The sequence below is a fragment of the uncultured Pelagimonas sp. genome (assembly GCF_947498515.1).
GTDB lineage: Bacteria > Pseudomonadota > Alphaproteobacteria > Rhodobacterales > Rhodobacteraceae > Pelagimonas.
The window spans coordinates 1-18,534 of sequence record NZ_CANMKO010000011.1; the positions used below are offsets into that span (position 1 = coordinate 1).

The following is an 18,534-nucleotide window of genomic DNA, read 5'->3' on the forward strand; positions in this document are numbered from 1 at the left end:
TCACCGATTGCGCATACATCTCATCATAACGACCCGCGTCAACATGAGCGCCGGCTACCAACTCGGCCGATGGTGGATAGGTGGCTGCGGTGTCTTTGGGTGTGGTTGTGTCGTTCATGGATGTCTCCTCCCAGTACGAATTGCTCCCCCATGATGCGGACTTCCGTCACGTCATCAGCTTGTCGTGAGCATAGACGGTTTGGAAAATTTTTGAAGAAAATAAGTGATATGAATGGGTTATGTGTAAATACTTTTCACGGGTGTTCGAAAATCTGTAAATGAATTTGCGAAATTGCTGCTAACCCCTTCGTTTTTCTGCATCTGCAGCAATTCTGTTTGCGCAAGCATTTGTTAACTATTTCGCGCCTCTGCGACTTAGGTCGTAGCTACGTAGTATTGGGTAGCCTGTGACAAAAGGTTCCGGGTCTTGAATGTGAGGCGCTAACGGCCAATGACTCATCCTCTGAGCGAATCTCATGAAACCCTCTTGCGAGAAGACGCGGATGCGCTACGCTCGGGGTAAGACGGGAAAACCGTCGCATTTTGGGAGGAAAATATGAAAACCATCACAGCTAGACTGCTGACCACTGCTATTGCCGTCACATTTGCGGGCGAAGCATTGGCAACCGAATGGAACGTTTCTGTTTGGGGAAAGCGCCGCGCTTTTACTGAACATGTCGAAAAGCTCGCCGAGTTGGTGTCGGAAAAGACCGGCGGCGACTTCACCATGAACATTTCCTATGGCGGTCTGTCCAAGAACAAAGAGAACCTCGACGGGATCTCGATTGGTGCGTTCGAAGTGGCTCAGTTTTGTGCCGGTTATCACGCGGACAAAAACCGGGCGATCACGGTGTTGGAGCTGCCCTTTCTGGGGGTGAACACACTTGAAGAAGAAGTTGCCGTTAGCCACGCGGTTTACGGACACCCGGCGGTTCAGGAAGAAATGGAACAGTGGAGCGCCAAGCTCCTGATGACCTCGCCGATGCCTCAGTATAATATTGTCGGCACGGGCGACCCCCGCGATGAGCTGGCGGATTTTGAAGGTATGCGCGTTCGCGCCACCGGTGGTCTGGGCAAAGCCTTTGCTGCCGTTGGCGGGGTTCCGACATCCGTGACCGCAACAGAAGCCTTCCAAGCCATGGATAGCGGTGTTGTTGACACTGTCGCCTTTGCTCAGCACGCGCATTTGGCTTTTGGCACTATTAATGAAGCGGATTGGTGGACGGCCAACCTGAACCCTGGCACCGTCAATTGCCCGGTTGTCGTGAATACGGATGCCTATGAGAGCCTATCGGATGAGCATCGCGCCGCGTTGGACAGTTCTGTTGAAGAAGCTATTGCGCATTATTTGGCGAACTACGGAGCCCTGCTTGAAAAGTGGGATAGCGTTTTGGCCGAAAAAGGCGTGACCAAGGTTGAAATCGCAGAGGCCGAATTGGCGAAGTTCCGCGACGTTGCGGGTAAACCGATCCACGACGCGTGGCTCGCTGACATGGCGGCTCAGGGGCTCCCTGCGCAAGAGCTCTATGATCTGGTCTTCAAAACACTCGAAGACGTACGCGCGTCGAATTAACTGATACCGACCCCGGTGCAATGCCGGGGTCGTGTTTCATCGGTGGGGCGGGAGAAAATCGCGTGCACGCGATTTGCAAAAGTTTTGCAAAACTTTTGGGGCCACCCAGCCGCGCGGTTTTTCACAACAATAAAGCGGGGCAACTATGGCGGGTCAGTCAGCAGTGCTGAGCGACGACAGTTTGATTAGCAAACTGGATCAGAAACTAGAACGTATAGAAAGCGTCATGGCCTTTGTGTCTGGGCTTGGTGCGTTTTGCCTGATGGTTCTGGCGGTGGTGTCCGTGTCTGGGCGCAACATGTTCAACAAGCCGCTGCCGGGCTATGTTGATTGGATCGAGCTAGCCATGCCCTTTATCGCCATCTTCGGCATTGCCTATGTTCAACGCTCTGGCGGCCATATCCGGATGGATATCTTGGTTGGACGCCTCAAAGGACGCGCGCTTTGGGCCGCAGAGTTCATCACGACCTTTGGGATATTGATCCTGATGCTAGCGTTGATCTGGGGATCATGGGCGCATTTCGACCGTAGCTTTGATTTTGGCAAACCCAATTGGAGCCGCGATAGTTCCATCGACATTGGATTGCCGATCTGGCCGGCCAAACTTGTGGTGCCGGTGGCGTTTTCGGTGATGGGCCTTCGGGTGTTGATCCAACTATGGGGATATGCCCGCGCCTTTGTGCTTGGGCTTGAGCGGCCGGTTGCCGTTCCCTTGGTGCAAAGCGTCGCGGAACAGGCCGCCGAAGAAGCCGCCCATATATCGGGGCACGACGAATGATGAGGTTGTCCCTGTCCGGGTGGACATCACCACACGAACCGTCTTCATCTCACGAAAAATTATGCAACAAACTCACACCCCGAGGACCCTCACATGGATAAGATTGAGATAGGCCTTTGGGTGACAAGCGGGATGCTTGTCATGGTGGTGCTGGGGATGCGCGTGGCCTTTGCGGCCGGGCTGGCGGGGTTGATTGGCCTTGTGTGGCTGCGCTGGGATCAGTTTGGCTATGATCCGGATCGGCTCTGGAAGGCGATTGAGATCAGCCTGAAGATCGCCGGTCAAGTGCCGCATTCTAAAGTGAGCAGCCAGGCGCTTAGCCTGATCCCGACCTTTATTCTGATTGGTTACCTTGCCTATTACGCCGGACTAACTCGCGCCTTGTTTGAGGCCGCCAAACGCTGGATCGCTTGGGTTCCGGGGGGACTTGCGGTGTCGACCGTGTTCGCCACGGCGGGGTTCGCGGCGGTGTCCGGGGCATCGGTCGCCACGGCGGCGGTCTTTGCCCGCATTGCCATCCCCGAGATGCTAAAGGTTGGCTATGACAAACGCTTTGCTGCCGGGGTTGTTGCGGCGGGTGGCACTTTGGCAAGCCTGATCCCACCCTCGGCAATTTTGGTCATCTACGCCATCATCGTCGAACAAGACGTGGGTCGATTGCTCTTGGCGGGCTTTATTCCGGGGATGTTTTCGGCGGTTATATACGGGCTGTTGATCATCGGTCTTGCGCTGACAATCCCAAACTTTGGCCCTCCGGTGGGCGGCTTTACCTGGAAAGAACGGTTTGCGTCTTTGCCACCGGCCTTGCCGATTGTGGCGGTCGTGGTGATCATTATCTGCTTTGTCTACAACCCGTTTGGCGGAGACGCTTGGGGAACGCCGACCGAAGGCGGGGCTATTGGGGCGTTTATCGTGTTCTGTATGGCGCTATTCCAGGGCATGCGGATGTCCGAGCTTAAGGACGCGCTCACCGAAACCGCCAAATTGACGGTCATGATATTTTCGATCATTTGGGGCGTGTTGATCTATGTACGCTTTTTGGGTTTTGCCGACTTGCCAACGGCCTTTGCCGATTGGATCACGTCCTTAGAATACTCGCCGATGTTGATCCTTGTTTGCATTCTATTGGCCTATGCGGTTTTGGGCATGTTCATGGATGCAATTGGCATGCTGCTTTTGACGCTGCCGGTGGTCTACCCGGCGATCATGGCCTTGAACGGCGGTGAAACGGTTGCGGCGGCGGATAGCGCTTTTGGCATGTCGGGCACCATGTGCGCGATCTGGTTCGGGATTTTGGTGGTGAAGATGGCCGAGTTTTGCTTGATCACACCGCCGATCGGGTTGAACTGTTTTGTTGTTGCCGGGGTGCGGCCAGAGCTTTCGGTTCAGGATGTGTTTCGAGGTGTGACACCGTTTTTCATCGCCGATGCGGTGACAATTGCCCTTTTGGTGATGTTCCCGGCGATTGTGCTTTGGTTGCCGTCTTTGGCGTGACCTTATGATCGTGACCTTATGATAAGGGGAGGGGGCGCTGCCCCCTCTGGAGCCTGTTGGCTCCATTCATCCCCGGGATATTTGGGGAAAGAAGAAACTTCGGGTGTCATATAAAGTTCACTTGGCGACTCAGGTGTAATTCCGTATTTCCAGAAATATGGAAAAAGAAGTGATCTCTCAACTGGCCTCGTTAGCGCATGAACGCCGTTTATCGGTGTTTCGCCTTTTGATGCGACGCTTTCCTGATGCCGTTGCGGCGGGTGAACTGGCGCAGGTTTTAGACCTCCCACCATCTTCGTTGTCTACCTGTTTGTCGCATTTGCGACAGGCGGGATTGGTTGCCCAAACACGGGTTGGCACATCGCTTCTCTACTCCGCTGATACGCAGGCCGCGTCGCGTTTGGTCACCTACCTTGCGTCTGATTGCTGTCGGGGGCGCCCAGATATGTGTTTATCCAATCCTCAACGATCGGAGCCTGAGAGGGCCATTCGGAAATACAATGTCTTGTTCATCTGCACCGGCAATTCTGCCCGGTCAATTTTTGCAGAAACTTTGATGCGCGAGATGGCGGAGGACCGGTTTGATGTCTATTCGGCCGGAACCAAGCCGCAGTCCGAGTTAAACCCATTTGCCGTCGAATTGCTGGCGTCCAAAGGGCACGACACGTCGGGCCTGCGGGCGAAAAACCTAGATGAATTTACCGGGGATGGCGCAGTGCAGATGGATTTCGTTTTTACCGTATGTGACACGGCCGCCAATGAAGACTGCCCACCTTGGCCCGGTCAGCCGATGACCGGCCATTGGGGGCAGGCGGACCCGGTCAAAGCCACCGGGACAGACGCCGAAAAGAGACTGGCCTTTCAACAGGTCTATGGCGCGTTGAAAAATCGCATCCGCGCCTTTGCCGCATTGCCGGTTGAGACCCTTGATCGGGCCAGCTTGCAAACTGAAATCGACGACATTGCCAAACAGGAAGACTGAGACATGGTAACTTATGCAATCAACGGCCTTGGCCGGATGGGTAAATTGGTGATCAAACCGCTGATCGAGGCGGGGGTCGACATCCGTTGGGTTAATGACGCCGTTGGGGATGCGGCCACCCATGCGCATCTGTTGGAATTTGACACGGTGCATGGCCGTTGGGATGCTAGGTTTTCTAGCGACGAAGACAGTCTAACCATCAACGGAACCCGGATTCCGGTGTATCAAACCCGCGATTTGGCTGATTTGCCCTTGGCGGAGGTTGATGTCGTCATTGATTGCACCGGCTTTTTCAAAACCGAAGCTCTTATTCAGCCTTATTTCGATGCCGGGGTAAAAAAGGTGGTTGTGTCTGCCCCGGTCAAGGATGGCAATGCCGCCAATCTGGTGATGGGCGTGAACGACGACATCTATAATGCAGACGAGCACAAGATTGTCACCGCCGCGTCCTGCACGACCAACTGTTTGGCTCCGGTGGTTAAAGTCATCCACGAGGGGCTTGGCATCAAACACGGGTCGATGACCACGATCCATGATGTCACCAATACTCAAACCATCGTTGACAAACCGCACAAGGATTTGCGCCGGGCTCGGTCAGCTTTGAACTCGTTGATCCCAACATCCACCGGTTCGGCGACGGCGATCACCCTCATCTACCCCGAGCTCAAGGGCCGGTTAAACGGTCACGCCGTGCGGGTTCCCTTATTGAACGCATCCCTGACGGATTGCGTGTTTGAGGTTGAACGCGAAACCACGGTGGAGGAGGTCAACGCCTTGTTCCAAGCCGCTGCCGAAGGGGAGCTAAAGGGCATTTTGGGCTATGAAACGCGGCCGTTGGTGTCGACAGATTACACCAACGACGAACGCAGCTCGATCATTGATGCGCTCTCGACCATGGTTGTGAACGGGACGCAGGTCAAAATCTACGCGTGGTACGACAACGAATGGGGCTATGCGCACCGTCTGGCCGATGTCGCGCGCAAAGTCGGCGCATCGCTGTAGGGAAAGACCATGGACCAGGTTGCGAAGAAACCAAACGGGGTGGCGGCCTATGTTGCCGTCACCGCCGCCTATTGGGCGTTTATGCTCACCGATGGCGCGTTGCGCATGTTGGTGTTGTTGCACTTTCACAGCCTGGGCTTTTCTCCGGTTCAATTGGCTTACCTCTTCTTGCTGTATGAATTGGCGGGGATCGTGACCAATCTTTCGGCGGGCTGGATCGCCGCGCGATTTGGGTTGACCAGCACGCTTTACGCGGGCCTTAGCCTGCAAATCGTAGCCTTGCTGGCATTGGCGCAACTTGATCCCACTTGGGGCCTGACGGCGTCAGTGGTTTTTGTCATGGCCGTCCAAGGGCTGTCTGGCGTCGCCAAGGATCTGTCGAAAATGTCGGCAAAATCTGCGGTCAAAGTGCTTGCCCCAAAAGGGCAGGGCGGGTTGTTCAAATGGGTGGCCATTCTAACCGGCTCCAAAAACGCAGTCAAAGGGCTGGGCTTTTTGCTGGGGGCCGGATTGTTGGCGCTGGCCGGGTTTGTACCGGCGGTCTTGGGCATGGCGGGGGTTTTGGCGATTGTATTGGTGGCTGTCGCGCTCCGTATGCCGCCTGGCCTGCCCACCGGGAAAAAGGACGCCAAGTTCAAAGAGGTGATTTCCAAAGACCGCAACATCAATTGGCTTAGCTTTGCACGGGTGTTTCTATTTGGGGCGCGGGATGTTTGGTTTGTTGTTGGCATCCCGGTCTATTTCTATGCGGTGCTGTCTGATGGATCAGAAGAGGGCAACCGGCTGGCCTTTTTCACCATTGGTAGCTTTATGGCCGTCTGGACGATCCTTTACGGGTTTGTTCAAAGTGCCGCCCCGCGCATCTTACGCGCCAAAACGCGACCCGAAAGCGAGATCATTCAGGCGGCGCGCAATTGGGCCGCGATGCTTTTGATTGTGCCGTTGATCTTAGCCGGTTTGGTATGGGCCGCAGGTGCCCCAGCTCTTTGGCTCACCATATCTCTGATCTTGGGGTTGCTGATTTTCGGGGCGCTTTTTGCCATCAATTCCTCGCTGCATTCCTACCTCATCCTTGCGTTTTCAAAAGGGGATAGGGTGACGATGGATGTCGGGTTTTATTATATGGCCAATGCCGCAGGGCGCTTGTTAGGTACGCTTTTGTCGGGGTTAAGTTACCAATTGGGCGGGATCGTTCTATGCTTGTTGGTTGCGGCTCTCATGCTTGGGATAAGCGCGATGGGAGCCGGAAAACTACGCAGCCATGGTGGCGAATAGGACCTTGGCCGCAACAATCGCAACATGTGTGGACGTACAAATTCCAAGCGACATTACCCGATGATTGTCCACCTTTTTAAGGGGCAGAACCGGTGTTCAATAGGTTAATAGTTTTTAACCGGTGGGTTCAATAATACCTCTACCTTGCTCCATATATTAACGAATTTGCATTTGTGCGACACTTTTGGAATGGCTGGGGGGCACTACGTTTGTACTCTAGCACTGGGGAGTGCAGTGACTTAAACTAATGGTAGAATTAGATGTGAGTGATCGCGCTCTGGCGGAGCACTCTGTCGCGTCTTCTCTAAAGGCATCGAATACACGTGTTTGTCGTAGATCAGCATTTCTTAGAAGGGCACCTTGGTTCAAATAACCATCGCGCCTGTTGCGTTATGCCAATCTATCGAAGAAATGCGGGTATTTCAGGGCAAAGCGGGTGATATGGTTGCTTTAACCAATATATTGCCGCCGTTGCGCAAGATGAAATCGCGTCGTTTGAGAACGCGCTTGCAGGCTCTGATTCTACTTGCCGCAGTTCCCAGCGCCCTAAGCATCGTCTACTTTGGTATTGATAGTTACCAAGTGGAAGTGGATCGCAATTCGGCAGAAACGCGGCGGATTACGTCGCAACTGGTGGCAACGCAACATGGCTTGATTGCCGATACTGAAAGTTTCCTGAGGAAATTATCGCTTTCTGAAGCAGTCCAGGATCCAACAGATCAAAAATGCGGTGCGTTTCTCCCGCAGGTTTTACAGCTGTCGCACATCTATCAGAATTTGGGTGCGCCAAGGTGGGACGGTGAGTTGTTGTGTAACGCTTTGCCATTGCGAGAGCCGGTAAATGTTTCCGACCGCCCGTATTTCCGCCGGGCCATGGACAAAGAGGTCTTTTCCGTTGGGACCTTTCAAACCGACCGGGCCACGGGTTTGACCAGCGTGAATTTTGCCCATCCGATCATACCAGAAGGGCAGAAAGATCCGATAGGAGCCGTGGTCGCCGTATTGGGGTTAGATTGGTGGAGCACGCATTTGATGCGTGAAACCTTGCCCGAAGGGGCCGTTGCGACAATCACAGACCGCGAAAGCCGCATTGTTGCTGTTCATCCCCCTGACCCGACCGCTTTGGGACAATCTCTTGTTGGGCACGGCCGATTGGCCGGAGGGACCGTTGTTTCGGATGGGGCCGTTGTAGAGGGAGAGGATGGAGTACGGCGCGTGGTGTCTCGGCGTATTTTGTTCGAAGACGGAGAAGGGCAGCCTATTCAAGTCAGCCTTGGTTTGCCCGTCGAAGAAGCCCTTAAACAAGCACGGATGACCGTTTTTTGGCGCTTGCTGGCTTTGTGTTCATTGGTTGCCATTTTTAGTGGGCTTGCTTTGCGCATGTTGGAAAAACAGGTTTTGCAGCCCCTTGGGGCGCTGAACCGTGCCATTCAGGGCTTTGAAAAAGGCAAAGTGGATGAACAACTGTTTGATCAAAAAGGGGCAAGAATTTCAGACTTTGAAAACATCTCCAATAGCTTTCGGCGTATGTCACATGCGCGTTTGACCGCAGAAACGCTTGAGGCGGAGAGACGCCGCCAATTGCAAGCCTTGCTACAGGCGTTGCCTGATACGTATTTCCGCTTGTCAAATGACGGAACAATTCTGGAATACAAGGCATCAAATGAACAAGAATTACTGATGCCGCCAGAGATGTTTTTGGGGCGCCGTGTTGCGGATATCCTGCCTGTAGATGCCTTGTCGCTTTATGAAGCCAACGTAAAACGTTTCCGTGAAACGAACGAGGCCGTGACTTGGGAATACCAACTTGAAATCAACGCGGTCCAGATAGATTTTGAAGCGCGGTTACAGGCCATTCCAGGATCAAACGAAATGGTTTTGGTCGTGCGTAATATTTCCGAGGTGAAACGGGCGCGCGAAAAGATATTGTTGCAAGCGCGGACTGATTTCCTAACCCGTTTGCCAAATAGGGCAAGTTTAACGGCCGAAACTGAGGCGGCGTCCTTTGCAGCCCGTGAACTGGGACAAGCTCTGGTTTTGATGTTTGTTGATCTGGATGGACTTAAAAAGGTTAACGATCGCATGGGGCATGCCACGGGGGACGGTTTGTTGAAACTGGTGGCTCAGCGTTTACGGAGTTGTCTGTCGGATACGGATTTTGTGGCCCGCCATGCAGGGGATGAGTTTGTTATTCTTCTGCGTGGTGAAACGGCGCTTGAGCGGGCCGATAAAGTGTCTCAACGGGTTCTGAACACTATGCAACGCCCTTTTGAAATTGGTGGGGAAAAAATTTCGATCGCGGCATCAATTGGCATTGCCCATAGCCCAACCGACGCATCAACCCCCCAAGCTTTGCTGAGCGCCGCAGACCAGGCCATGTATCTGGCCAAAGGCGAAGGGGGCGGGCGGATTCGGTACTATACGCCAGAGATTGGAAATCGAAATGCCCACCGCTTGCGGATGTTGGATGATCTTCATCGGGCGTTGGAATTTGACGAATTTGATTTGCACTATCAGCCGATCATCAATTTGCAAACTGGGCAAGTGGTTTTGGCCGAAGCCTTGCTGCGTTGGAACCACCCCGAATTTGGATTGTTGACGCCTGATCGATTTCTGCCCTTTGCAGAAGAAGCGGGGCTGATGGTTGAGCTGGGCGATACGGGACTGCGGCGCGCCTGCCGGGATTTGACAGATTTCCGGGATCGCTTTGGCACGGGGTTCCAAATCTGTGTCAACCATTCTCCGACAGAGTTAAGTGCGCGTGAACATGGCCATGGGTTGGATTGGGCCCGCTACATCAAAGAGAATACACCTCATGATGCGTCTATCTTGATTGAAATCACCGAAGCGGCCTTGCTCGACCCAACTCCATTTACGCTCGCGTCTCTCAAGGCCTTTCGAGAATCCGGTATCGAAGTCGCCTTGGACGATTTCGGGGCCGGGTATTCCAGCCTGATCTATTTCCTCAACAATGAATTTGATTACCTCAAAATCGATCGTGAATTTGCCCAAAACGCCCCTGAAAGCGTGCGCGCCACCGGTTTGTGCGAAACAATCTTGGGATTGTCGCAGCGGTTGGGAAGCAAAGCAATTGCCGAGGGCATTGAACGCGAGGCTCAACTGCGGTTTTTCCAACAACGTGGGTGCACCTTGGGGCAAGGGTTCTTGTTCTCCAAAGCGCTCTCGAAAGACGACTTTATGGCGCTGCCCCAAAAGATTGAGTTGGTCACGGCCTAACCGAAAGCTTTGCACCTTGGCGATTTTCCGGGATGCGAATTGCCTTGTACAAACCGTGTTTTGTTGATGTCGCCGTCGTGCAACTTTGTGATCTGGCCGTTTTGCCCTCCTTGAGTTCTTACGATCAGAACTCCAATGCACAAAGAATTGGGGCGTCTTATTTGAGGCGAAAAAAAGCTCTTTGCCCAAGAACTGTTGTTTGCTTCGTTGAACGGGTAATTCAGGAGTTGCACCTGGTTGGAGGGCAGTAGAGGCCAAATCGCACAGATCATAACCCTATGTTTGGGTGCGGTGGTCGTAGTTTTGTGTTGTTGCCTTGATCTGTGTTTTGTTGGAAGGGGCGGTCTTTGATTATCAACATGCCGCGTAAATCCCCTTTCAATCACCGCCACGTGACCGTCTTGACCAACAAAGCCCGCAGCTATCGACGTGTCATCCGTGAAAAAGCAACCAGATATAGTTCCACTACACTCCGAGAATTGGCGGTGACGGGATCGCAGTGTTTCCGCGGTTTGTTGGCGACTGTGATCCACGTCCGATCAGCCTCAAAGATGTTATGCCGCCTCTGAATGATCCGGTTTTGGTAGCGCGGCATTCAGACATGATCAAGTCACAGCAATTGCATAAAATCAGAACGAAACCCGAGGCGTATCTGACGAGCCAAGGCAATGTTCCGGCGCGATTGGTCTAAAACTGGTCTGAGCTGTTTCGAGCCGCAGGTCCCTTTGAGCGAGAGAACAATCGCCACGCCCGGCGTCGACGCAGCGCCCAAACACTTGCGCCAATTACGAGAAGACACAGCATGCCCTTGGACAAAACCTCCATAGTTCCCTGAACATACCAAGCGTGAACAACTGTGCCGATGATGGTCGTTGCTGCCGCCAGTGTATGAGCGATGCGCCATCTACGCTGGCTCAGTTTTCGCCTCGCAATGGCGAGAAGCCCGGCCGCAAAAACCGCCCACATCGCAAGCGCCCCCCAAATCGAAAAGGGGGTAGGAGATCGAAACAACAAGACATCAACAACGTCCGGTGGGCTTGTTATCCATAGCCCTGCGACATGGATGATGACAGCAAGGATCAGTGCAAAGCCCGTCCATGTGTGGGTCTTTTGGGAAGGGACACCCGGTAATGTGCCCGCGATCAGCAGGGGCTGCACCAACAAAAGGGCCAGCCCAATAACCCCTGCAAACCCGGCAAGGATATAGATCGGGTCACGCCATTCCAAAAGCGGGCTACGTGCTGCAAACACCAAGGGAAGCACAATGGCCACGGCCAACGCGCCCCATTTGATCAGACCGTTCGACTTCATCCAATGGGATTTAGCACGAAGGTGACATTAAGGCCGGTGTCCGAAGCTTTGCCCATCACGGGGCGTAGGAAGACGGTTTCAAATCCGCCGTCATCGTAGTCCGCATCATAGGCGAGATGACCATGGGGTTGTCCGAACGCTGGCACGATCTGCGGCATCTCGATGCGAAAGATACCGTCGGCATTTGTCAGGGTCGCGCCGTGGGACCGCTCGTCACGCTCGTGACCCTCTGTCGTATGGGCCCAGACCTGAATGCGGCGGCCCGCTAGCGGTGCACCATCGCCGGCGCGCAGCACCGTTCCCGTCATCCAAAAGCCTCCGCCACCGATCCTGTCTACAAGGGGAGCGCCGGGCCGATAGTTGTTGGCACCGCCGCGCATCGACGGTGTGGGATCGACGGATTTGGCCGCAACCGGGTTCGGCAGGCCAGAGGCACTGACCAAAAGGGTTGTCGCTGCGGTCGACACAAAGCTGCGCCGCGTTTGGGAGGGGGTCGCCATTTTCATTGCTCCACTCAGATGCGCCCAACGCGACATGATCGCCGCGCCGACTTGATTTGTTGCGATTGAACCATTGGTTTTGGAAGCTGTCATATCAAATCAACGTGCAGTCGGAAATTGAGCGCAGAAACGCCATCTTCGTTTCCAAATAGGGAGGCCCAAGCAAAAGGCACTTTTTCAAGACTAAGCCACAGGGCAAACGGTACGAGCCGCGATTTTAGGTGGCGTTCCCAGTTGTGGGTTTCATCGTGTTGAGGGGCATTGCAACGAAATGCGGGCGATGTCAGCTAGCATTGGAAGTCACCGTCGTGCGTTTTGAAGATGTAACAGTTTGTTGTATCGCAAACAGTCCCAGATACCGGACAAGACTATTCCCGTAGACTTAGGGTTTCAAGGAAACCTGTTAGGTCCGATACTTCGGCCTCGGTGAGGTCAAGCGGTGCCAGAACCGCTTCGCCATCGGTGTGCATCCGCTCCATGTTGATCTCGTTGTAGTGGCGAACAACGGCGTCGAAATCCGGCAAACTGCCGTCGTGCATATAGGGGGCGGTATGTGCCGCACCGCGTAAGCTTGGTGTGCGGAAAGCCCCAAAATCAGCATGGGTTTGGCGCACGTTTCTCACCGCCCATGCACCGCTCTTCGCGTCATCATCGCTCCAATCGCCAGCAAGCGTATAGGGGCTTGAAAAAAGAAATCTCAGCCCCTCATAGCGACCTCCGTCGACCGTGGTCTCGTCAATGAAATAGGCGACGCCCGCGTCGTGGAATTCATTGTTCGAAAACCTAGGGCCGCTATGGCAAAAACTGCAATTTCCACGCGTAAGGAAAAGCTGCAACCCACGTTGAGCAGAGTGTGGATAGGTTCCCGCCGTTTTCAGATCGCCCCGTTCCAGCGCATCCCGGAAAATGTCAAAGGCGGTTTTGGGGGTGACCAGCGTTTCTTGATATGCCGCCAATGTTTTGGCCGTGTTCACCAAAACCATTTGCGGTGTTTGCGATTCCAAAGGACCAAAGAGGGCTTCGTAGGGGGCTGCATTCGCACTGTTTGCGAGCCTTTCGCGCCAGCTGTCAGCGGTTTGCGCCATCTCAACAGGATGGATGATTGGATGCAGGCTTGCCGCCCATAGGTTATCGCTTTTTCCGCCCCAGCCGTACCACCGCAAACCGGCAAGGTTCATCAGGCTTGGACTGTTGCGGGCCAGTTTCTCTCGCCCCATTGCGCGTCTGACAGGGGCCGCAAAACTATAGGTCGGATCGTGGCAACTGCTACAGGCAAAGCGATGATCTACAGAGAGGGCCGTATCATGGAACAAAGTCGCGCCCAGTGCGATGGCTGCCGCGTTGCCGGACACACGGTTGCTCGGGTCATTCTGCGTGATCGGCGGCCATGGTCCGAAAGACAGGGTTTGATCGATTTCATCCGGCGTTAATAGGACCTCGGCTGCTGCTGTTTGCCCGCATATTGCAACGGTCAATACGCCCCAACGGATCATCGGATTGTTACACTATGGGTGTAGCGATTGACCTCAGCCCCTTGCGTCACCTCGACTTGAAACTCCCATATGCCCGGCATGTGAAAGACTAATCCATCAACTTGATGGTTCCCTGCACCTAGATCGGTGATGGTGGGTACGTAATTCATTCCATGCTGATGCGCGGGCATGATCGCGTCGACATTCAACTTTGTGACGAAACCGCCGTGGCAAAGCTTAATCCGGGCCGAAAAGGGTTGCGCAAGCGGGATATCGGGTAGGACGATCACGGCTTCCGGCGCAGCCTGTTTTTGCGCAGTTAACACAACGCCGATGTTGTCTTCACAGGCGAGGGCGCTGCTTGCCGCGAGGACCGCTATGGCCAAAACCGCTTTGATCATTTTATGGCGAGCATCCGTTCCGCATTGGCAAACGCGATGTTGTCAGCAAGCTCATCAGGCAGTTTGGCTAGCCAATCCCGCGAAAAATTGCTGTGTTCATTGACATAGTACCAACGCTCGGGCGCGAAGGTATCGGTTCCGACCATAAACCTGTCGGGATGCGCTATAAAGGCGGCTCGCCAATCTGGATCGACCTCCCCCCGCGAGGCCATATCCGAACGATAGGCAAGGTCTGCCCAAAGCTTGGGATGGGTGTTCAACGCATCGACAACCTCTTGAGGGTTGGCAAAGCCTGAATGGGCCCACAGAACGCGCGCCTGTGGCCATGCCTCAAAGATGAGGTCTAGCGCTTCGCGATCACCGTGGTGATGCAACAGCAAATCGTTTTCGCGGGCTAGAGCGATCAACCGTTGGACAACAGGTGTTTTGATGTCGTCGCCATAGGCGTGGAATTCACCGATGGCGTGGTAGGTGTTCTTGGCCAGATTGGTTTCTAAGTAATCGATAACCTTGGGGTCGTGCATCCACGTGCCAATAGCTCCGCGTCGACTGTAAGGGCGGAGCGCGGGTACCACGATGTCCGGGGCCGCAGCCAACAACAATTGCGTGCCATTGTCGTCAGAGCTTGAAACCAACGCCTTGCGGACACCCGCGTTGCGCAGGATCTTCGCGACCTGCTCCGGCGGGACCAAATCCACGGCGTCATGGCTGTAATGAATATGCGCATCAAAAATGGGCCGCTCTTGGGCAAAGGCGGGAAAACAGAGCCATGATGCGGTAGTGAGGGTAAGGATGCTGCGGAGCATTTGTTGACCTCCATGGACATCCAAAATCCTAGTAAATGCTTTTGGAATTAACAACCCAAGGCCAACGTAACACGCAATGCGCGCGCTCAAGTTTAACAGTCATGCGTCACGCCCCCGCAATCAGGCGGCAGATAGCTTTTGATGACCCGGCCTAGCAAGTGGTCTTAAGGGCGCGGCATATCTTTCTAATACGGGTCTCCTATTTCCGGTTGACCAGAAAAGTTGCTCCTAAACGGTTTTCACGCCGAGCCTGTGTGGTTTCAACACCAATGATACCCGAGCTTTTGGTCGAACGTGGGCGCTATGCATGGGACCAACACAGGGTGACTTTGCCCCGCGCAGGCCCGTTTTGGAACTCTGGCGACACCAGTCGGCAACGGCGTATCCAAGAGACGTCTAAAAGCAGTTGTTGCCAGAGAAATCCCATGTGTGGCGTTTTCAACCACCGGGTCGCATGCTCTGTCAAACGACTGAAAAGTCAAACATATCGTGGAAAGCGTTTCGAAGCGCGCTGGACCATGCCTCAGATAGGGCAAGGTAATTTTGATCATGCTCTTCGATGCGTGTAATCTGCGAAAAACGCAACTCGTCGGCGTTAACAACTGACAAGTCCAGAGGCATTCCCACCGACAGATTGGAGCGAAGGGTTGAATCCATCGACAACATCGCGGCTGTCACACTGACGTTGACCGGGGAGTCAACGTTGATCACGCGATCCAAGATCGGTTTGCCGTATTTGTGCTCACCGATCTGGAAATAGGGCGTGTCCTCACCGGCCTCGATAAAGTTCCCGGCCGAATAGACATGGAACAGGCGCATACCACCGCCCGCCCGCTGACCGCCGACAATAATCGAGGACAGGGTGCTTTCACCCATTTGGGCAATATTGGTGCCATAGCGCGTTTGGATGATGCGCATTGCGTCGCCAACAATTTCGGCAACCCGAAACATCGACTCGGCGCTCAGAAGCGTATCAATGCCGTCCTGTGGCTTGTCGATATTCTCTTGCAAGAGGCTGATCACCGCCTGAGTGATCGCGAGGTTGCCAGCCGTCATCATGGTAATGACGCGCTCTCCGGGGACTTCCCAGGTGAACATCTTCCGATACTTTGAGATGTTATCCACCCCCGCATTGGTGCGGGTGTCGGATAGAAACACCATTCCGGCATTGGTTTTGATAGCAACGCAATAAGTCATCGGGCCTCAGGCTTGTTGGCATGGTCACGGGCAAGATTCTCTGCCCATCGACCAGCTTCTAACACCGTATTTATCCAGTGCCGAGGGGCTATTGCGTCGGACTGTTGGCAATATGTTCAGATGCCATTTCTATTTCGGCGCCAAACCCGAAGGCGGACGTCACGTTCTGTGCCAAGACATTTGTATCTACGATAAATTTGGTTAGCCAGTCATGCAGGCCCAAATCAAATATCTCATCAATGCTGGTTGCGTGGAGCGTCTCTTCGGCGGTACGGGCCTGTTGTGCGACCTCCTGTTGCACAGGAAGGTCAGAGGCAAGTTTTTGCAACAACGCTGTTATCTCTGAGAGCGCGGCCACAAGCGAGCGCGGGCTTTTTTCGTTCAAAACCAACAGATCAACGACCCCACGCGGGTCAACAATGCGGCTATAAAGATGACGAAAAGCCACTGCCGAATTTGCAGCGCGCAGGATTTGCACCCATTGCAGATAGTCCAAGCCACCGCCAACATCCGTGGCATGGGGCAAAAGTACATGGTATTTCACGTCAAGTAGGCGCGCCGTGGCATCAGCCCGTTCAAACCATTTTCCCAACGCAATAAATCGCGCACTGTCATCGCGCAGCATTGTGTTTTCAATTTTGCCAAGCGCCAGACCGCTGCGGGTGCGCACCCAGTCGACAAAATCAGCAAGGTTTTCGCGATCACAGTCTTTCTCAAGACGATGATGCAGCCCTGAGCGCGTGTCATTGACCGCTTCCCACACGTCGGCGGTGATGGCGTTGCGGACAGCCTTGGCATTCACCCGCGCGGCCTCGATGCAGGAGGTAATCGAAGAGGGGTTGGTTATGTCTCGGATGAGGTGATCGGCAACAGTATCTGCATCTGCCTCATCGAGAGAGCTTGGGAATGTGGTCATCGCGCCCGAAGCCACGATGATCGAGCTCCATTCGCTGTGTTGGTCGTCGGTCCTCGGCAGGCTGTCCAACCGTCGCCCCGCATCCAGCAAACGCGCAGCGGTGTCCATCCGCTCGATATTTCGTCCTAACCAAAACAGACCTTCAGCAGTTCTACTCAGCATCAGGATGTCTCCTCTGACCGCAAGACCCAGGTGTCCTTGACACCACCGCCCTGGCTCGAATTCACCACGAGCGACCCTTCGCGTAGGGCGACACGACTTAACCCGCTCGGCACCATGCGGTTGGTTTCTCCCGAGACGACGAATGGGCGCAGGTCAACGTGGCGTGGCGCAAGCCCCGCATCAGTCAAAATCGGTGCCGTCGACAGCGATAGGGTTGGCTGGGCAATGTAATTATTGGGTGTGGACCTGAGCTTGGCGGCGAATTCCGCGATCTCGGCCTTGGTCGAGGTCGGCCCGATCAACATGCCATATCCACCCGATCCCTGAACTTCCTTCACAACAAGGTCGGCAAGGTTGTCGAGAACATAGGCGAGGTCATCGCTTTGGTCACAACGAAAGGTCTGAACATTGGGAATAATCGGCTCTTCGCCCAGATAGAAACGGATCATATCGGGGACATGGATATAGGTGGCTTTGTCATCTGCAATGCCGGTTCCGGGCATATTGATCACCGTGACGTTGCCCGCCATCATCGCATCCATCAATCCGCGCACGCCGATCATGCTGTCTTCGCGAAACATCGCCGGATCAAGAAAGTCATCATCGATACGTCGATAGATGACATGAACCTGCTCAAACCCATGGGTCGTGCGCATATAGACCTTTTGATCATCGACAATCAGGTCAGGCCCTTCGACCAGCTCGATACCCATCATATCCGCAAGGTAGGAGTGTTCAAAATATGCTGAGTTGAACTGCCCCGGTGTTAGGATCGCCATTGTCGGCGTGCCGGAACAATTGGGCGGCGCGACCGATTGCATCGCCTCGGCTAGAATGTCCGCGTAACCATCAACCGGTCGGATGCGGCCATCGCGAAACAACTCGGGGAACATCCGCGACATGACTTCGCGGTTTTGCAGGACATAGGACACACCGGAGGGTGTGCGACAGTTGTCCTCAAGCACAAAAAATTCATCGGGCCCGGTGCGCACCAGATCGACGCCAATAATATGGGCCCAGACATCATGGGGCGGCCGGTAGCCATTCATTTGGTCAAGGTAGGCGGGATTCTGGGTGACCATCTCTTCGGGGATGATCCCAGCCTTTATGATCTCGCGGGCACCAAACGCATCGGCGATAAAGGCATTTAAGGCGCAGGCGCGTTGGATCGACCCGCTTTCGATCATGTCCCATTCGCCGGCGTTGAAAATGCGCGGCACCATGTCAAAGGGGATCAAACGGTCGGGGTCGCCGCCCTCGCCATAAACCGCAAAGGTAATGCCAATCCGGCGGAAAAGTGCTTCGGCCTCAGCTCGGCGTGATTGAAGCGCCTCAACCCCATGCCGTTGCAACCAATCGACAACAACACGGTATTCTGGGCGATCAATTGCCCCGTTTTTCATCTCATTAAAGATAGTGTCCTGCATA

16 protein-coding genes are annotated in these 18,534 nt (G+C 54.3%); 8 read left to right on the forward strand and 8 right to left on the reverse strand.

The genetic code is table 11. The annotated features are described in order from the left end of the window. Positions 1-556 precede the first annotated feature (556 nt). From Q1A43_RS18540 to Q1A43_RS18575, 8 genes are all read left to right on the forward strand, one after another. Entirely contained in the window at positions 557-1,573 is a 1,017-nt protein-coding gene (locus tag Q1A43_RS18540) for a C4-dicarboxylate TRAP transporter substrate-binding protein (RefSeq protein ID WP_299930486.1), read from the forward strand. 145 nt (positions 1,574-1,718) lie between these two features. Further along, a complete protein-coding gene (locus Q1A43_RS18545; RefSeq protein ID WP_299937669.1) occupies positions 1,719-2,351 on the forward strand; it encodes a TRAP transporter small permease subunit in 633 nt (210 codons plus the stop codon). Between the two features lie 93 nt (positions 2,352-2,444). Next, the gene (locus Q1A43_RS18550; protein WP_299930480.1) at positions 2,445-3,845 is read left to right on the forward strand and encodes a TRAP transporter large permease; all 1,401 of its coding nucleotides are present in this window, start codon (positions 2,445-2,447) and stop codon (positions 3,843-3,845) included. A gap of 157 nt (positions 3,846-4,002) precedes the next feature. After that, the gene (locus tag Q1A43_RS18555; protein ID WP_299937674.1) at positions 4,003-4,827 is read left to right on the forward strand and encodes a helix-turn-helix domain-containing protein; all 825 of its coding nucleotides are present in this window, start codon (positions 4,003-4,005) and stop codon (positions 4,825-4,827) included. 3 nt (positions 4,828-4,830) lie between these two features. After that, positions 4,831-5,829: an ArsJ-associated glyceraldehyde-3-phosphate dehydrogenase gene (locus tag Q1A43_RS18560; RefSeq protein ID WP_299937677.1), complete on the forward strand. Its 999-nt coding sequence runs from the start codon at positions 4,831-4,833 to the stop codon at positions 5,827-5,829. Between the two features lie 9 nt (positions 5,830-5,838). Beyond that, a complete protein-coding gene (gene arsJ, locus Q1A43_RS18565) occupies positions 5,839-7,104 on the forward strand; it encodes an organoarsenical effux MFS transporter ArsJ (RefSeq protein WP_299937678.1) in 1,266 nt (421 codons plus the stop codon). A gap of 411 nt (positions 7,105-7,515) precedes the next feature. Further along, on the forward strand, positions 7,516-10,341 hold the full coding sequence (locus Q1A43_RS18570) for an EAL domain-containing protein (RefSeq protein WP_299937680.1): 2,826 nt from the start codon (positions 7,516-7,518) through the stop codon (positions 10,339-10,341). Positions 10,342-10,840: 499 nt separating this feature from the next. After that, a complete protein-coding gene (locus Q1A43_RS18575) occupies positions 10,841-11,032 on the forward strand; it encodes a hypothetical protein (RefSeq protein ID WP_299937683.1) in 192 nt (63 codons plus the stop codon). On the opposite strand, the gene Q1A43_RS18580 is transcribed toward Q1A43_RS18575, so the two are convergent. From Q1A43_RS18580 to Q1A43_RS18615, 8 genes are all read right to left on the reverse strand, one after another. Continuing rightward, the gene (locus Q1A43_RS18580) at positions 11,029-11,652 is read right to left on the reverse strand and encodes a ferric reductase-like transmembrane domain-containing protein (RefSeq protein ID WP_299937686.1); all 624 of its coding nucleotides are present in this window, start codon (positions 11,650-11,652) and stop codon (positions 11,029-11,031) included. The genes Q1A43_RS18575 and Q1A43_RS18580 overlap by 4 nt on opposite strands. Further along, entirely contained in the window at positions 11,649-12,152 is a 504-nt protein-coding gene (locus Q1A43_RS18585; RefSeq protein WP_299937880.1) for a Twin-arginine translocation pathway signal, read from the reverse strand. Before Q1A43_RS18585 ends, Q1A43_RS18580 begins: the two co-directional genes overlap by 4 nt. A gap of 368 nt (positions 12,153-12,520) precedes the next feature. After that, positions 12,521-13,645 carry a cytochrome c peroxidase gene (locus Q1A43_RS18590; protein WP_299937690.1) on the reverse strand — a complete coding sequence of 375 codons (1,125 nt, stop codon included), beginning with the start codon at positions 13,643-13,645 and terminating at the stop codon, positions 12,521-12,523. Next, the gene (locus Q1A43_RS18595; protein ID WP_299937693.1) at positions 13,642-14,025 is read right to left on the reverse strand and encodes a hypothetical protein; all 384 of its coding nucleotides are present in this window, start codon (positions 14,023-14,025) and stop codon (positions 13,642-13,644) included. The genes Q1A43_RS18590 and Q1A43_RS18595 overlap by 4 nt, the downstream gene beginning before the upstream one ends. Continuing rightward, the gene (locus Q1A43_RS18600; RefSeq protein ID WP_299937696.1) at positions 14,022-14,831 is read right to left on the reverse strand and encodes an amidohydrolase family protein; all 810 of its coding nucleotides are present in this window, start codon (positions 14,829-14,831) and stop codon (positions 14,022-14,024) included. Before Q1A43_RS18600 ends, Q1A43_RS18595 begins: the two co-directional genes overlap by 4 nt. Positions 14,832-15,293: 462 nt before the next feature. Continuing rightward, on the reverse strand, positions 15,294-16,028 hold the full coding sequence (locus Q1A43_RS18605) for a peptidase (protein WP_299930455.1): 735 nt from the start codon (positions 16,026-16,028) through the stop codon (positions 15,294-15,296). Positions 16,029-16,116: 88 nt separating this feature from the next. Next, entirely contained in the window at positions 16,117-17,106 is a 990-nt protein-coding gene (locus Q1A43_RS18610) for an alpha-E domain-containing protein (RefSeq protein WP_299937699.1), read from the reverse strand. Continuing rightward, on the reverse strand, positions 17,106-18,533 hold the full coding sequence (locus tag Q1A43_RS18615; protein ID WP_299937700.1) for a circularly permuted type 2 ATP-grasp protein: 1,428 nt from the start codon (positions 18,531-18,533) through the stop codon (positions 17,106-17,108). Before Q1A43_RS18615 ends, Q1A43_RS18610 begins: the two co-directional genes overlap by 1 nt. Position 18,534 lies beyond the last annotated feature (1 nt).

Bases quoted from the DNA above. Each gene is read 5' to 3' on its own strand.
- Q1A43_RS18560 (WP_299937677.1), top strand. From the start codon at position 4,831: ATGGTAACTTATGCAATCAACGGCCTTGGCCGGATGGGTAAATTGGTG.
- Q1A43_RS18590 (WP_299937690.1), bottom strand. From the start codon at position 13,645: ATGATCCGTTGGGGCGTATTGACCGTTGCAATATGCGGGCAAACAGCA.
- Q1A43_RS18615 (WP_299937700.1), bottom strand. From the start codon at position 18,533: ATGCAGGACACTATCTTTAATGAGATGAAAAACGGGGCAATTGATCGC.
- Q1A43_RS18545 (WP_299937669.1), top strand. From the start codon at position 1,719: ATGGCGGGTCAGTCAGCAGTGCTGAGCGACGACAGTTTGATTAGCAAA.
- Q1A43_RS18550 (WP_299930480.1), top strand. From the start codon at position 2,445: ATGGATAAGATTGAGATAGGCCTTTGGGTGACAAGCGGGATGCTTGTC.
- Q1A43_RS18580 (WP_299937686.1), bottom strand. From the start codon at position 11,652: ATGAAGTCGAACGGTCTGATCAAATGGGGCGCGTTGGCCGTGGCCATT.
- Q1A43_RS18605 (WP_299930455.1), bottom strand. From the start codon at position 16,028: ATGACTTATTGCGTTGCTATCAAAACCAATGCCGGAATGGTGTTTCTA.
- Q1A43_RS18540 (WP_299930486.1), top strand. From the start codon at position 557: ATGAAAACCATCACAGCTAGACTGCTGACCACTGCTATTGCCGTCACA.
- arsJ (WP_299937678.1), top strand. From the start codon at position 5,839: ATGGACCAGGTTGCGAAGAAACCAAACGGGGTGGCGGCCTATGTTGCC.
- Q1A43_RS18570 (WP_299937680.1), top strand. From the start codon at position 7,516: ATGCGGGTATTTCAGGGCAAAGCGGGTGATATGGTTGCTTTAACCAAT.
- Q1A43_RS18585 (WP_299937880.1), bottom strand. From the start codon at position 12,152: ATGGCGACCCCCTCCCAAACGCGGCGCAGCTTTGTGTCGACCGCAGCG.
- Q1A43_RS18600 (WP_299937696.1), bottom strand. From the start codon at position 14,831: ATGCTCCGCAGCATCCTTACCCTCACTACCGCATCATGGCTCTGTTTT.
- Q1A43_RS18595 (WP_299937693.1), bottom strand. From the start codon at position 14,025: ATGATCAAAGCGGTTTTGGCCATAGCGGTCCTCGCGGCAAGCAGCGCC.
- Q1A43_RS18555 (WP_299937674.1), top strand. From the start codon at position 4,003: ATGGAAAAAGAAGTGATCTCTCAACTGGCCTCGTTAGCGCATGAACGC.
- Q1A43_RS18610 (WP_299937699.1), bottom strand. From the start codon at position 17,106: ATGCTGAGTAGAACTGCTGAAGGTCTGTTTTGGTTAGGACGAAATATC.